Source organism: Microcoleus asticus IPMA8 (assembly GCF_013179805.1).
Classification (GTDB): Bacteria; Cyanobacteriota; Cyanobacteriia; order Cyanobacteriales; family Microcoleaceae; genus Microcoleus; species Microcoleus asticus.
Genome location: NZ_SRRZ01000004.1, coordinates 52,626 through 67,718 on the forward strand (window position 1 = coordinate 52,626; position 15,093 = coordinate 67,718).

Annotated in this window: 16 protein-coding genes; 5 read left to right on the forward strand and 11 right to left on the reverse strand. The window is 46.9% G+C overall.

Features of this window, described 5'->3' with window-relative positions; all coding sequences use genetic code 11:
- On the forward strand, window positions 1–183 hold a 183-nt coding region (locus E5S67_RS32150), incomplete at its 5' end, for a hypothetical protein (RefSeq protein ID WP_216670131.1).
- 72 nt (window positions 184–255) lie between these two features.
- Here E5S67_RS32150 and E5S67_RS01880 read toward each other — a convergent pair.
- Complete coding sequence (locus tag E5S67_RS01880) at window positions 256–1,044, reverse strand: SDR family oxidoreductase (protein WP_172184930.1); 789 nt, start codon at window positions 1,042–1,044, stop codon at window positions 256–258.
- Window positions 1,045–1,255: 211 nt separating this feature from the next.
- Window positions 1,256–2,161 carry a nuclear transport factor 2 family protein gene (locus tag E5S67_RS01885; RefSeq protein WP_343045284.1) on the reverse strand — a complete coding sequence of 302 codons (906 nt, stop codon included), beginning with the start codon at window positions 2,159–2,161 and terminating at the stop codon, window positions 1,256–1,258.
- A 206-nt stretch (window positions 2,162–2,367) separates the two neighbouring features.
- On the opposite strand from E5S67_RS01885, the gene murG reads away from it, so the two are divergent.
- Window positions 2,368–3,465, forward strand: a complete 1,098-nt coding sequence (gene murG, locus E5S67_RS01890; protein WP_425487372.1) for an undecaprenyldiphospho-muramoylpentapeptide beta-N-acetylglucosaminyltransferase — start codon at window positions 2,368–2,370, stop codon at window positions 3,463–3,465.
- Window positions 3,466–3,515: 50 nt separating this feature from the next.
- Here murG and ureG read toward each other — a convergent pair whose 3' ends face one another.
- The 5 genes from ureG to E5S67_RS01915 form a co-directional block, all read right to left on the reverse strand.
- Window positions 3,516–4,112, reverse strand: coding sequence for an urease accessory protein UreG (ureG, locus tag E5S67_RS01895; protein WP_172184936.1), 597 nt, complete (start codon window positions 4,110–4,112; stop codon window positions 3,516–3,518).
- A gap of 44 nt (window positions 4,113–4,156) precedes the next feature.
- Window positions 4,157–4,846 (reverse strand): urease accessory protein UreF, encoded by a 690-nt coding sequence (locus E5S67_RS01900; RefSeq protein ID WP_172184938.1) that lies wholly within the window; start codon window positions 4,844–4,846, stop codon window positions 4,157–4,159.
- Window positions 4,847–5,051: 205 nt separating this feature from the next.
- Window positions 5,052–5,489: an urease accessory protein UreE gene (gene ureE, locus E5S67_RS01905; protein ID WP_172184940.1), complete on the reverse strand. Its 438-nt coding sequence runs from the start codon at window positions 5,487–5,489 to the stop codon at window positions 5,052–5,054.
- Window positions 5,490–5,748: 259 nt separating this feature from the next.
- Entirely contained in the window at window positions 5,749–6,240 is a 492-nt protein-coding gene (locus tag E5S67_RS01910; protein WP_172184942.1) for a DUF4168 domain-containing protein, read from the reverse strand.
- A gap of 353 nt (window positions 6,241–6,593) precedes the next feature.
- On the reverse strand, window positions 6,594–6,767 hold the full coding sequence (locus tag E5S67_RS01915; protein WP_172184944.1) for a hypothetical protein: 174 nt from the start codon (window positions 6,765–6,767) through the stop codon (window positions 6,594–6,596).
- A 338-nt stretch (window positions 6,768–7,105) separates the two neighbouring features.
- Between E5S67_RS01915 and E5S67_RS01920 the strand changes: the two genes are divergently transcribed.
- Together E5S67_RS01920 and E5S67_RS01925 are read left to right on the forward strand one after the other, a co-directional pair.
- The gene (locus E5S67_RS01920; RefSeq protein WP_172184946.1) at window positions 7,106–7,531 is read left to right on the forward strand and encodes a DoxX family protein; all 426 of its coding nucleotides are present in this window, start codon (window positions 7,106–7,108) and stop codon (window positions 7,529–7,531) included.
- Window positions 7,528–8,043 carry a DUF4385 domain-containing protein gene (locus E5S67_RS01925; protein WP_172184948.1) on the forward strand — a complete coding sequence of 172 codons (516 nt, stop codon included), beginning with the start codon at window positions 7,528–7,530 and terminating at the stop codon, window positions 8,041–8,043. Before E5S67_RS01920 ends, E5S67_RS01925 begins: the two co-directional genes overlap by 4 nt.
- 103 nt (window positions 8,044–8,146) lie before the next feature.
- Here the strand turns inward: E5S67_RS01925 and E5S67_RS01930 are convergent, their stop codons facing one another.
- The 4 genes from E5S67_RS01930 to E5S67_RS01945 form a co-directional block, all read right to left on the reverse strand.
- Window positions 8,147–8,614, reverse strand: coding sequence for a regulatory protein RecX (locus E5S67_RS01930; protein ID WP_172184950.1), 468 nt, complete (start codon window positions 8,612–8,614; stop codon window positions 8,147–8,149).
- A gap of 90 nt (window positions 8,615–8,704) precedes the next feature.
- Window positions 8,705–9,115, reverse strand: coding sequence for an AbrB family transcriptional regulator (locus E5S67_RS01935; RefSeq protein WP_172184952.1), 411 nt, complete (start codon window positions 9,113–9,115; stop codon window positions 8,705–8,707).
- Between the two features lie 1,401 nt (window positions 9,116–10,516).
- Complete coding sequence (locus E5S67_RS01940; RefSeq protein ID WP_216670132.1) at window positions 10,517–10,720, reverse strand: hypothetical protein; 204 nt, start codon at window positions 10,718–10,720, stop codon at window positions 10,517–10,519.
- A gap of 18 nt (window positions 10,721–10,738) precedes the next feature.
- Window positions 10,739–12,436 (reverse strand): CHAT domain-containing protein, encoded by a 1,698-nt coding sequence (locus E5S67_RS01945; RefSeq protein WP_172184956.1) that lies wholly within the window; start codon window positions 12,434–12,436, stop codon window positions 10,739–10,741.
- Between the two features lie 1,662 nt (window positions 12,437–14,098).
- Here E5S67_RS01945 and E5S67_RS01950 point away from each other — a divergent pair.
- A partial coding sequence (locus E5S67_RS01950; protein WP_281363508.1) for a calcium-binding protein occupies window positions 14,099–15,093 on the forward strand: 995 nt, incomplete at its 3' end.

Below are 15,093 nucleotides of genomic sequence, written 5' to 3' on the forward strand. Positions count from 1 at the left end.
GCGTGCGATCGAAAAAAAAACCCGGCCAAAATTGGTCGGGAGTTAATTAATCAGGGTGCATCTACTAATTTAATCTCCCGCCTCAAAACACCTCTTTCAGGACAGTTTGGCAGAATTTTGGAGAATGTGTGGCTAAGGGTGCGAGCGCCAAAAAAAACCCGGCCAAAATTGGTCGGGAGTTAATTAATCAGGGTGCATCTACCAATTAAGCTTCCTGAGAATTCGATCGCAATCCGGACACTTACCACTAAAAACTCACAACTCTTTTCGGTGAACCAGAGTTGCACTAGCTTGGTCTGTCGGAACTAGCAAGACTTCGCTAATATTGACGTGGGGCGATCGCGTAGCGCAAAAATACACAACATCGGCTACATCGTCAGCAGTCAGAGGTGTCAATCCTTGATAGACATTTTTGGCTTTTTCTGAGTCGCCGTGAAACCGGACATTGCTAAATTCTGTTTCCACCAAACCAGGCTCTATTTCCGTCACCCGCACTTGTGTTCCCAAAAGGTCTTGTTTCAACCCTTCAGAAATAGCTCTCACTGCTGCTTTGGAAGCGCAATAAACATTGCCTTTCGGATAAGTTTGGCGACCGGCTATTGAGCCGATATTCACTACGTGGCCGCGGCCTCGGCTTACCATTCCCGGCACGATCGAGCGAGTCATGTACAGCAAGCCTTTAACATTGGTATCAATCATTTCTTCCCAATCTTGAAAGCTGCCTTCGTGCAGTTTGTCTAAACCCCGGCTCAATCCCGCATTGTTAATTAAAATATCTATGCTTTTCCACGCATCGGGAAGCGCAGCTATCGCCGATTCGACTTGCGGGCGATCGCGCACGTCCAATTCTAGCAAGTAAATCTCGTTCGCCGACGCGATCGATTTTGTTTCTACAAGTTCGTTTGCCAGTCGATCGAGTTTTTCAAAGCGGCGGGCTGCTAAAATTAGTTTTGCTCCACCTTTGGCGAATATCTTGGCACAGGCTGCTCCGATACCGCTACTTGCACCTGTAATGAAAACAATTTGATTGTGGATAGAAATCATTTTTAATAATAAGGAAGATGTATTAACCTTTCTAGGGCGCAGAGAGGAAGGAAGAGGGACAAACTTAGTTTTTAGTTGGCATAAAATCAAGTCTGGTCAAATAACCATAATTCTTGTAGGGGCAGGTTTACCCGTTCTCTCCTTTGTATTAGAGATTTTACCTAACCCGCCACTACAGAAATTACCCAAATAACCAATAACACCTATTTTATTACTTGACAACCCGCAATCGCACACTAACCATTGCAATTCCGCCTTGTCGCATCAAAACTGCTGAAACCCACCGATTTTCAGGGGTAGCCGGAGCTTTACCTACTTTAAAAATTCCCCCGGAATTTAGCAACTCCAGCTCGACTTCTGAGGGATTAAAAAAGGTTTTTTCGGTAATGGGTTCCTCCAAAACAGTCCCTATTAAAATATCATCGCCGATCGGCTCTCGAACAATGGCATCAAAATGGTACTCTTCGCCCACCTTAACTTGCTCCGGCACATTCACTTCAATTGTAGGAGGATTTTGGCCAGAACTAAGCTGAGTTTGTTCTGCTAAAATCTCTTGCTTAACTATTTTTTCACCTTCAAAGCGCTGCTGAGAACGGATGGTAGCTTTGAGAGTTAATTCTCTGCCATCCTGTTTGTGAGTGCCGGAAATTGTAGTTACGGTTTCAGCGACAATGGCGCTACCTTCGGTGTTCCAAGATTTGATTTCGGTGCGGTAATTTAAACTCGGATATCTCTCCCAGAGTTGGGTGAGGGCTTTTGCCATGCTTTGGCTGTTTAAGCCGTCAGAATGAGTGAAGTTCTGGCTGTAAAATGCCATAACTGCTTTGACATCGCGCCGGTTGGCCGCTGCGTCAATTTCTGTTAGCAGTTTTGTGAGTGGGGCCGGCGCATTTGCAGGGGTTTGGGCGATCGTTCGGGGAGTCGCCGCGATCGCACCGATCGCTCTTGCTGCACTCGGATGCAGCGCGCCAGCACTTACCACTGTTAAACATAACAAGATTTGAGCGATCGACTGCCCGCAGTTAAAGCCAAAAACGATCGCCCGTTGGCGCAGCCCTCGAAGAGGATCGGCTTTTTCCAGCCGTCGGCTGGAAAAATACTCAGATGCACTTGGCACTAAATTCAAAAAATTACGCATTAGGTGATAATTTGGTTATTTGTCAGGAGTCGTGGCGCGGGCAACTGTTCGCCTGCAACGAAAACTGACAACGGAAGGACGGACACGGCACAATCTAATTTTAGATTGCTGATTGATAATTGGCTGAAACTGCCGGAATAATAAGCATAATAATCTAAAACCTCAAATATAAAATCGCTCGACCTGTGGAACTTGTACTTGTAAAAGAAACAAATACCTTGACAAAAGCCCCCCTCCGGTTGTTGGTTGCAGCTAGCGGCACTGGTGGACATTTATTTCCCGCGATCGCCACCGCCAGTCAGTTGAACGACTGTCAGATCGAATGGCTGGGAGTCCCAGACCGCATGGAAACCCAGTTAGTTTCATCCCTTTACCCCCTCCACACGATCGCCGTCGAAGGCTTTCAGCAGCAATTTGGGCTCGGTACACTGCGAATTTTGGGCGGACTCGCCGGCTCGATCGTTCAGGTGCGGAAGTTGCTCAAAGCGGGAAATTTTCAGGGAGTTTTTACGACTGGCGGTTACATTGCAGCACCTGCTATTCTGGCGGCCCGTTCTTTGGGTTTGCCGGTGATTCTCCACGAATCTAATGCCATTCCCGGGAAGGTGACGCGCTGGTTTAGTCCTTTGTGCACTGCTGTGGCGATCGGATTTGAAGCTGCAGCCCAGCATTTACCCCGCGCGAAAACCGTGGTTGCGGGTACACCGGTGCGATCGCAATTCCTCGCCCGCCAACCTCTAAATTTGCCAATTCCTGACAGTGTACCTGTAATTTTAGTCATGGGCGGCTCTCAAGGTGCTGTCGCCATCAATCAGTTAGTGCGCCAGTGTGCTCCGGCTTGGTTTGATGCTGGTGCTTGGGTGGTTCACCTGACAGGAAATAATGACCAGGAGGCTGAGAGTTTAAAACACGAGCAATATTTGTCTATGCCATTTTACGACAATGTGGCGAGCTTATTGCAGCGAGCAAATTTAGCAATTAGTCGATCGGGCGCGAGTGCTCTAACAGAATTAGCAGTGACGGGAGTACCTTCTATTTTAATTCCTTTTCCTCACGCCGCTGACGACCACCAAAGATTTAATGCGGAAGTATTTGCTAAAGCCGGCGCCGCCGTGGTATTCCGTCAAAGCGAACTAACCGCAGATGTGTTGCAAAGCAAAGTATTGTATTTGTTAAGAGATTCCGAATATTTGGAAAAAATGTCTAAAGCTGCTGCTCAATTAGCGGTGAGAGACAGTACAGAACGTTTGGCTAATTTGGTAAGGGAATTGGTGGTGCGGTGATAGTTTTTAGGAGTTTTAACCGCAGATGAACGCAGATGAAAACTGATGTTTTACACGATATGGGAGTGGATGAATTTAACTACTGATTCTAATCCTTCTTTGGTCTTCAGGTTAGTAAAAACAAATGGTTTATCGTTTCGCATTTTTTTAGCATCTCGTTCCATCACGCCTAAATCTGCTCCGACATAAGGTGCGAGGTCTGTTTTATTAATTACTAATAAATCAGATTTAGTAATTCCTGGCCCGCCTTTGCGCGGAATTTTATCGCCCGCAGCGACATCGATCACGTAAATTGTTAAATCTACTAACTCGGGGCTAAAGGTGGCGGCCAAATTGTCGCCGCCGCTTTCGACAAATACTAAATCTAAATCCGTGAATTTGTGTTCTAACTCTTCTATAGCTACTAAATTAATGGAAGCATCTTCGCGGATGGCTGTGTGGGGACAGCCTCCCGTTTCTACGCCCAAAATTCGATCGCTCTCTAAAGCTTGACTCCGAACCAAAAACTGTGCATCTTCCTGAGTATAGATATCATTAGTAACAACCGCAATCTGGTACTGCTGCCGCAGCGACTTGCACAAAGCATCAAGTAAAGCAGTTTTTCCCGAACCAACAGGCCCCGCAATTCCTACACGAAAAGCACCCATAGCGATTTTAGATTTTAGATTTTAGATTTTAGATTGTCTGATTTTCAACTGCGAAACAACCGAGTGTACTGAGTTTCGTGCGCCATGCTAGCTAGGCCTAATCCCCAACTGCAACTAGCAATATCATCATCTTCTAATTTTAAAACTTCTTGCGCGGTACAGCTAATTTGAGACTGCAAATCTAACAGTAACTGTTGACCGGCTGTTTGACCGAGGGGAATCAGTTTCACGCCCGCACTCGCCAAATTGGCAGCCCAACTGTACAAATATCCTAACACGGCGGCTTCCTCTTCAATCTGCCAGTTGGCGGTGGCAATGCCAAAGCCGATCGCAAAATTGCACGGATTGCCGCCAAATTCCACCAAATCTTTTACACTTGTTGTTAACCCAGAAGCCACAGGCGATCGCAAATCCAGCAGCAACTTGACCAAAGTCCGCCCCATTTGCCAACTTTGCAAGCGCAACTCTTCTGTTTCCTTAGCAGCAGTCGCCCAAGCATTCCAGTAATTCAAAGCGGTTAAATCCCCAATCTGGGCTGCCCTCAAAGCCCGTACCACCACAGCGGCTTCTACTCGAACAGCCCCGAATTGCAGCGAATTTTCTAACCAATTCCTCAAAGTAATTTCGCTGTCGATCGCACCGGTTTCTACCAGACTTTCGATTCCCTCAGAATAACTATAAGCTCCCACAGGTGCAAAAGCTAGCTGCAACAAAGATAAAAGTTGATTGTTCACTGTTGACTGTTGACTGTTGACTTCTTGCTTCTTGAATGGCCGAAAGCAATTTGGTCATAAGCCCTCGGACTCATCGGTGGGAGTAAATCTAAAATCTAAAATCTAAAATCTAAAATCTAATTGAATGGCCGAAAGCAATTTGGTCATAAGCCCTCGGACTCATCGGTGCGAGTAAATCTAAAATCTAAAATCTAAAATCTAAAATCTAATGGCTGTGCCCGTAAGCGCCCATTTCCGGCTGAAACGGCACAATTTCCTCTGTTACTTCCAAACCCATTTTTTCGAGCATTCCCTGCAACACAGAGTCGGGAGAAAGCCTTAAATAATTATCGGCAACTTCTAAAGCTACGTGACGGTTTCCTAAATGATAAGCCGCCCGCATCAGTAGCAGCGGACTTGATGCCCGCGCTGTCAGCACCGATTCGGGTTTTGCACTTACCAGTACCAAACAGCTACCGTCTTCCGATTGCAATAAATCTCGATCGCGCAGTACAGTACCTCTTGGCAAACTCAGGTGCAGCTTTTCACCAGTCTCTGTCTCGAATCGGTGGCGGCTGCGAGTGCGATCGTCGGCTGTCATTGGTAAAGTAAAGCTGACAATAGCATCGGGATTTGCAGGCAAATATTTTGTGAAAGTTAGCATTTTTATATTCTATTCCTCAGAGCAATTCACTGCACATCTAGTTTTTGAGGAATATTTTTTGCTCTTTAATTGGAATTTACACCGAGTAGGAAAATAGTCATCTCTCTAAACCGCTCCCGTTCTTATCTCATTACCAAATTTTGGTTGTTTTGTCAAGCACTTTTTTACAGACGATCGCCATTTTTTCAAAAATTTTTGCATACCGTCTAGTCACTCGAACAATCGAACGGGAGAGGAAGAAAGAATCAAACCCTCAAGCTTATTGATTGCCCGCTTGTTGCAGCCGCAGCAGTTCAGCTTGAATTCGCTGTTTGACTGCCGGATTCGCTTGCTGGAGCAAAGTGAGCTGGTTGAAGCGACTAACTGTCAAACCATTGGTTTCGATAACTTTTTTAGCTTGTTGGCAGTAATTCACCGCGATACCGCGAACATTTCCAGACAACCTATTAATTTCCTGAGTTTCGTTGCACACTACTCTGGGAACCGAACCCCCAGCCATTCCTTTAATTTCGTTAAAAGCTTCCACCCGTCTGGGTTCTATTGCCAACACAGCGCGAGCGTAGCTAGTAATTTCCTCGCTGCTAATCTCTTGAGCTTGGGCTGCTGCTCCGAAAACGAGGTTTGGGGATTGTCCGTACAAACCGGGCGCCCATCCGCTAGCCAAAGCTGCTGCAGAAATGATGCCAAGCAACAGCGATTGTCGCAGCATCCGGTTTATGCCAAATGTAGAGGTGTTCAGTGAGGTGTTCATGGTCGTCGGTGATTGCTTGCGTGTAGATAAAAATGACACAGCGCTTGGAGGCTCAATCTTTTTGAATAATGTGGTGGCTAAAAAGTTCCTGCCGTTGGTGACAATTTTGAATCCCAGCAGGATAATTTGGGAGTTGCTATAGCGATCGAGTTTTTAGCAAATTCGATCATTTGATCCATTGTAACATCTGTAGGAAGTTGACAAAACCCCAAATAGAGACGCTTATTTTAATTGCAGAGTGTTCCCGAATTTCCTCTCCAAATAATTCTCAAAGCGAAAATCTTAAATAATTCTTAAAGTTATTGACAAATTACTCGCATTAATTAGTTTAATCAAGGTACGCGCGATCGAAGCTATCTTCCCGCACGGGTTCCCGAAGGGTAGGGAATCGCCTGCAAAGCAAGGTCAAATTTAGAAGCAATCGCACTCATCAATTCCCTGGATGATTTAATGTTAAGCCCAGGCGCATTTGTCGATCGAGAAAATCCCCCTGGTTTGGCTGCTGACTGAGCCCTAGCCGAAACCAAAAATCAGGTTTTACTACCCGAAGATAGAGACAGCAGCAGGGAACTAGACATTAAAATCCTGGTATCAAAATGCGCGCTATCTGTTTTCGGCAGTCAACGCGCAGGCTTTCTATTCGAGTTCTCGCTTCCTCTAGTTTGGGGCTGAGAACACTTGTCAGGGACTTACCCAGAAACCAGGTTTTTCTACTAAACAAGATCCTTTCAGCCACCAGCAAGAGTAGACAAACCCGGAAAGCTGGAATTTTTGTATCTCAGTTTTCTTGTCATCTAGATCCCAGATAGCCAATTTTTGCAAGCATTATCGCAGCAAGTTAACAATTATTAATTACTGATTGCCCATGAAAAGTCAAAAAGAAATTTGGCGAGTTATCCTCGCAGTAGCTATCAATATTGTAGGCGTGCTGCACTTTGCAGTGCCCGCACCTTTTATCAGAATCGTGCCGCCCCAGCTTCCTTACCCGGAAGCCTTGGTTTATATCAGCGGTTTTTTTGAGATTTTGGGAGGAATTGGGCTGTTAGTTCCTCCTGTCAGCAGGGCGGCTGCGTGGGGATTAATTGCCTTGTTTATTGCCGTGTTTCCAGCTAATATCAATCAAGCCGTCAACAACATTCCAATAGAAGGGATTCCCCACAACCAATTACTGTATTGGTTCAGGCTGCCTTTTCAAGCTGTCTTGATTGCTTGGGCTTGGGTTTATACTCAACCAGACGAAGGTAAACCCCGGGCTTCTATAGTTCCAGATAGAACAGAAAATGCCCAATGAAGCAGTTCGACTACTCTTTGGATTTTAAGAACATCGACTTTCGACAGCACCCAGAACTTTATCGGGTAGGGAAAGGAGAACAGGGAGTGCTGTTGGTGGAACCCTACAAAGGAGAAATTCTGCCTTTCTGGAGATTTAAGACTCCTGAAATTGCCAGGGAATCCAGCAGCAAAATTTACTCCTTGTTTTTAGAGTATCTCGATCGCGAAGATTTTGTGGGAGCCGACATGGCCCGCAAGTTCTTACAGATGGGCTACACTCGATCGCGTCGCTACGCCAACCACAAAAGCGGCCGAAAATACCAGCAAAACCCTCAAAAGCTGAAGTCTGTTGCAGAGCAAAGCGCAGCTCGAAAAGATATTTTGCCGCTACAAGCAGATCCGGTGAAAGCAGAATCCGCCGCCATTTTTCAAGAGAAATGGATGCTGGCCAAAAGCAACGAGAAATATCTCCAGCTTTTAGCCAGACACCGGCAGATGTACGAATCTTATTTAGTCAAGTCTGAGGATTGACATACAGTTACAAAAACTCAGAACTCACAATTTAGCCCCCAGCCAGCAGTGCAGGTGTCCTTGACTATCTGGGAACCGCATCGATCGAGGGTTGTCCTATAACTTACTCATCTTCTTCTTCCGCCTGCCACTGCCGCCACATTTCAAAGGCATTAAAGCCCCTGTATTGCAGGTAATTCAAGACTTTGCCCTTGGTTTTCGGATCTGCTTTACCCAAAGTATCGAGCTTGTATTTGCGCATGACTTTGGCTTTTAATTCGGCCAGTTTTTCTGCTTCGGAGTCCTGATTTTCGGCTATTTCTTCTTCCCAGACTTGCTCGAACAAATCGCTGGTAATTCCTTTTTGCAGGCACTTGCGCTTGATGGCCGATTTCCCGTATTTGCCTGCTGCAGAGGCGATCGAGTTTGCCACCAAGCGAGTGTCGGACTGATAGCCCCGGTCTTGAATTTGCGCGATCGCCTCCAATATTTCCTCATTGCCAAAACCTTTCTCTTGCCCCTTTTTGCGAAGTTCAGAGGCACTGTAATCTTTGCGGGACAAGAGAAAATAGAAATAGTCAAGACAGCTCATCAGTTAAATCGAAGGGTGGCGCGCAAATACTCGTGTAGCGAATGCTAAATCCAGTCGCCTTGCTATCGGCTGACTGCATCGCGATCGCCTCTATTCTTCTGTATCCTCCTCTTCATCATCCACATCCACATCCGGTCTGTCCACATCGATCTGAATCAAGCGAATGTGCTTGTATCCGAGTTTAATTTCAAACTCGTCTCCCGGCTTTAATCCCATTTCTTGGGTATAATTTGCCCCGATCACGATCGAACCATTCTTGTGAACGCTAGCTCGATAACTCGCTTCTCGCCCGCGTCCGTCTGCTTTCGACTTCTCTAGCTCAATGCCCTTAGCAGCTAACACTGCATCGTAAAACTCAGCCAGATTAATCCGGGTTTCTCCACTTTTGCTGACCGTGAAGTAGCCGCAAAGCTTTGCAAGTTCTCTGCGTGGCAAATCGCTGCCTTTGATTTTTTGAAGCAGACCTTTTCCTGTTAAGGGTGCTGTAGCTGTTTCTGCCATTGACCGTACCTCGCTTATTGGACTTTACTTATATCAATTACAACACATTAGATTAACTTTGTTTCACTGTCAATACTAAGAATTCTGAATATTAAGATTCTGGATAAATTTCTGCGACCTCAAGACCGGGTGTGCAAGTAAGGATGCTCGAAGGGCGATCAATTTGCTCCTCGCGGCTCAAATGCTTGCCTAAGCCTCGGAGCGATCGGGCAGGGAATTATTGTCGCAAATTAAATGCTTTACTTTTTTACAGTAAAGTCTGTTCCCTGCATTCACCAATGTCCGATCGTGTCTGCGGTCAAGGTAAAAACAACACAGCCATGAATCGAAATACCTAGAGTGCTGCCGCTGCAAATCTGCCGAAAGCATTTACCTGCGCGGGGTTAACTTTTACCTCAACAAGGCGAGGCAGCACTTGTTCTCGATGCCGCTGCCAGCTACTTCCAAAACCAGTTTACAAAAAGAATCCAACTGTAGGCAAGCTCCAAACCCTTATGGAATAAGTCATTCCCAATTCTTCAATCTAAAATCTAAAATCTAAAATCTAAAAAGGTATAAACCCTGTTTTTCTGGCGGCAAATCCCCTCACAACCCCAAATACCAACGAGCAATCTTCTATTAAGGTGTTCGGCATATAACTTGCAGAGAAAGCAGTCTGGGGAAGGCAATCAGGTAAAAATTGAAGGAAATTTCACCTGTTCGTTGAACGGGTTTAACCTAAAACCCGGCTCAATGGGCGCGGCGGCATAAACATCACGCAGGCACCAGGAGGGGAATAGTTTTGATCGGGCGAGATTGCTTCGCGAATCTTAACGCTTCGCCGCGTATCAGTAGATTTCCAGAGGGAACTCGGGAAAATCTTCCTCCTCCGGCCCCAAGCCAGAAAATCTGAGGTTCTTTCCACAGGGGAATTGAAAAAAACCGAGTTAAATGCACAACAGCTTAAATGTTTCATGCACTACAAATTATCAGCAGTTCCCGGGATGGAGTTTCGGTGTAAATCTACTGGTTTCCACTCGTAGCCGGCAAACTGCCAGACTCTCAAAATTTATGCGCAAGCTGTAGGGGCACGTCAAACTCACCACCACTTGCACAATTACTTATTGTGAAATATAGTAACCACCCTGACGGTGAGGACGTTTTTAATAGTTGCAGCTCTTGCTTTTATTGTCTTGTACCGAATGACGAATGCTCAGGCTGCCGAATCAGCCCGCCCAAAAACGGATACAAGTCACCGACTCCTGTCGTGGAAAGATCAAAATTTTAGACTCTTGTTCAAGATCCCAGATTTATCAGTGGAGTAAATCTAAAATCTCAAATCGTTCGACTCAGCGCTGATGCCGAAGTCTAAAATCTCAAATTGACTGACGAATTCTATATTAAGTAGTCCCGGACTTAACTCTATCGACGAGAAACCCATTTTCTTCCTAGATGTGCAGGTTGCCTAGCTTCTGATGTTGGGTAGAAACCAGTTTGATGAGCGTAAGTCCGAGATTCGATCGAGCAGCATACTTTTGATAACTTTTCCAGCGGCAGCCGTGAGCCAATTGCCAGCAACAACCTCCGCCAGTTTGGAGTCATGGCAAGCGGGCCCAAACTCAACACTGACGGAGGTTGTTGCTTTTAGTGGCGTTCTTGCAGGTAATTTTGCGACAGGGGAGTCCGTACCGCCGGCAGTAACTCTTCTGGTTTCGTGTCTCGCTGGTGCGAGTACCGCCACCCAAAAAAGCCAGCACTCAAAGCAATCGGCAACAAGCAAAGCATCAGGGCGACAGATTTTTTCAATCCCGGTTTTTTTAACGGTTTCTGAGCCGGTGCCGCAGGGGAAATTTCTTGGATAACCGAAGAGTCAGGATTATTAATAGAGGACGGCGAAGCCGTCGGTGAGTTCGGTGAATTAGCAGCCTCGTGCCGATCGTTCTGGTGAACCCAATCCCTGCACTCTTTTAATGGGTCAGGAAAATATTCCCAGACTTCGCCGTCAGAACTGTCTGAATCATGCGATCTATTGGCTGTCGCTGGGTATTGGGCGATCGCCGAGAGCGAAGGTGGCGCATTCCATTCTGTACCCGCGAGAGCCGGCTGCGTTCCCGACGCGATTATTGGCACCCGAGACCCGGATGCCGCGCCTTGGGCTGGGGCGCCGGTCAGATAGCCGTCAAAGTCCGGGTGCTGGTAGAGAATAGGCAAAGCCCAGTATAACTGGTGAGAACCGTAGGCAGAAATTAGTCCGGCTCTGGCTCGACTCAGGCTGAGATCGACTGGATAGCCTTGATTGAGGTTGCGGTAAAACAGCCGCGTGAGAGTTAGGGCTACATCGTCGGGAATGCTTTCTGCCATTGCTAGCACTGCCGGAATGCCCCGCTTGACTAGCGCTTCGGTTAAGTTGCGTTCCGGGCTGTCGTCCGCGAGGTTTGAGGGGTCGCCATAGGCGCCGCGGCAGGAGTTGAACACGGCCATCTGAATACCGTTGTTAACGAGCAATCCAGCTAAGTCGTCGCCACTCAAGGTTTCGGTTAAGCCGGTGCGGCTGCTGACTAGGTAGAGTTCCCCACCTCTGGAACCTAAGTTGCTGTGGCCTGCGTAGTGCAGGACTTGGTAGTGTCCTTGTTCTAGGGCTTGGGTAAGTTGTTCTCGATCGGGCTGTTCGAGAATAGTCAGTTGAATTTCTGGGGAGTGGGGGCTGTTTTTGAGAGGGTTAGCGGTGCGGTTTTGGAGTTCTTGTTGCAGGTGGAGCACTTCTCGCTTGAGCTGCAAGCTGTCTCGATCGCTCGGAGAGGCGATCGCCATTAAAATTTTTAGCGGCCCGCCACTGGGCACTATCCGGGTTTGTTTGAACAAACTTGTACCTGGTTGGTAGCGGGAAAACACGACATCGGTGCCGGTTGCCAAAGGGCGATCGCCTGCGTGCAGAACTTCCCACGGCAGCCGCGGCAAGTGCCGGCCTTTGAGTCCGAGTCGCAGTTGCAGCACTTCTCGGCGGTGCTGGGCGATGCCTTGAGCACAAGTCCAGCTATCGCGCAAGTTTCCTTGAAACAGCCCGCTGTATAATTGTTGCCCGAGGGCTACTAAATTCGGCGCTGAGTTGTTTCCCGAGCGCGAGATTCCGCGACCAGCCAAACTGGTTCCCTGTAATGCTTTTCCTTGGAGCAAGCCCACCAGCGGGTCGTTCATCAGTTGAGCAGACAGTGCAAGCCATTCGTCGATCGGCCAGCGGACTTGTTCTTCTGCTAAGGGTACACCGGGTGCAACCCTTTCTGTCCGCACTAGATATTCGTCGTCCCCAACGGGGGTGACTGAGAGTTGAAATTCCTGGCTCACGGATTTAGCGCCCTCCCGCCTTAATTCTGAATTTGCCTGCGTTTTTGTGGCTAGCAATAGCCATCGGCAAAATTATTTTTACTCTTTCAATCAAAGTTTCTGAATGCGCTTCCCCCGATCGGGCGAACGCTGGGGTCAAATATATTTGTTCAAACACTTTGAGGCTATAAAAGTTGTACTTTAATAACAGTTTATTAGTTTTTATTGCCCTGTGGCTCAGTGAAAGCCGAAATTTCTCGAATCTTGCTATCTTTAACATTTTGCACCTCTACCGCAGACCCCTTTAGATTCGTCGCGAACTTGAGTTTCTCATTGCTGAGTAAAGTTAAATTGGAAGCACTTTACCAGGCGGATCTCTAGTTCTTATTAAAATTACTTCGGCTCTCGCCAACCGGTTTCAGGGCAATATCGGAGACAAAGTTGAGTATTTTTTTTTTTTTTCGATCTGTAGATCGGTCCTTAGCGCTTATCCTCTACCACCAACCCCCCATCTGAAATCTTGATTTTGTGTCAATTAATTAATTGGTCAGCCCTGGCTCCTCATCCGTAAGCGATCCACCCTCATCCGTAAGACCTCTGTGGGGATCCGTAATCGATAGTTGACCCTCGATAATTGCTAATCGAGCATTGCTAATTTACCACTTTTATGTTATTAGTTTTTTTATTTAACTGTCTTAATCTAGTTAAAGTTAAGTAGGAAAAAGACAATTAAGGAGCAAAGAATTCTCAACTATACAACCGCTATCAAATTATTCCTATCCTCTCAAGCAACAATCATTTTTATCATCTAGAGGACTAAGCCTCATCAAGCTGGTTTCTCGGAGAAATATTTGATTTGGCAGCAAAGCCTCTACAAAACAACTGGTTTTCTCAGGATCGCCCTGCGTCAGTCCCGCTCGAAATGCCGAGCGAACTTAGAACTTTAACCCAAAATAACTCCTGCGTTTATTCCTGTTCGTTTCTAAATATTACAATCTGTCTTGACATAAATAGATTTTTGCAGAGCTATTTTTGTATATCAAAATAAATACTATTTCAGTTTGCTCGCCTCGGTCAAATCGAGAGACAATTTTACGAGTAAAAAATAAAACAAATATTTGCCCTGGCGAACAATCTAAATTTCTAATTAGTCATCGGGAACTAAAGTTAGGAGGGTGTAGTCCTTTAGTTAAAGAAGCTCAAATCCTAAGTCAGGGAAGGGTTTGTCCGAGCTGGGAGTGTTACAAAAATTTAATGCACCCAGGCTCAATCGCAAGAAAAGCAAGGGTAAAATTGTGGGGATCGAGGTTTTGGGGAGTTGTAAGTTGCGAGTTTAAGTTCAGCTAATTCACTGTAGAAATTACGTAGAAAATCTACAATCAAGGGCACTTCGGCGCAGCTTAATGTAGAAATTACGGAGAACATCTCAAATGCTAGGCGCTTCGGCGCAGCACTTACAGTGTAAATGGCGGATCAATTAATTTTGGTGCGCAATGGCAGAAAATCAAACTCGCAAATGAGAAAAAAACCTTGCAGTTTAAGTGGCATCTATAATAGTAAAGATGAGGACATCAGCCCCTCTAGCAGGCGAAATCATGAAGTTATAATTTTTTTCTTCTGCTGCCTCCTGCTTACTGATAAATTGATTGTAAGAAGCTCAAACGTTTTTGGTAAATATCCAGAATGGAAGAAGAACAGTTGTTAGAAAATGTATCGGGAACACTTTTTCCCGATCGAGATGAAACACAAATGCCTGTCGAGGATTTCGACAACAATACCCCTGAGATTTCCGACGACGAGTTAGCCGAGTTAATTAAGGTAGCGATCGCAGAAAACAGTGGCACCACCGCCGATAACGGTCAAGTTGCGGATAACAGCAACATTGCTGAATTTAACGCCGTACCCCAAGAAGATGCGGGCGACACAGATGACTTAGATGATGGCAACGGCATCGATCGCCGCCGAACCCTATTCGGTACTGATGACGATGACGTAATTGTCGCCACCGGCGCTAACGAGGAGATATTCGGCAAAAAAGGCCGAGACCAAATCAAAGGAAACCCTGGCAAAAAAAATAAAATTTACGGGGGTAAAGGTGACGACGATTGCGAGGGCGGCGATGACGACGATGAAATAAAGGGCGATCGCGATAAAGACACCGTTAAGGGCGGCAAAGGCGACGACAAACTTAACGGCGGTAAAGATAACGACAGCCTTTTTGGCGGTACCGGCAACGACACCTGCGAAGGCGATGACAGCGATGACTGGGTGCACGGTAACGAAGGCGACGATGACGTTGACGGCGGCACCGGCAGCGATACCGTCTACGGCGGCAAAGGCGACGACGATTGCGAGGGTGGCGAAGGCAACGATAACGTCAGGGGCGATCAGGGCAAGGACAACGTTATCGGCGGCGACGGCAACGATACTGTTAACGGCGGCAAAGATAACGATACCGTTAACGGCGGTGCCGGCAGCGACAACTGTGCAGGCGACGACGGCGACGACAGCGTTAGCGGCGGCATCGGCGACGATACCGTTAACGGCGGTGCCGGCAGCGACAACTGTGCAGGTGACGACGGCGACGACAGCGTTAGCGGCGGCACCGGCGACGATACCGTGATCGGCGGTGCCGGCAGCGATAACTGTGCAGGCGACGACGGCGACGACAGCGTTAG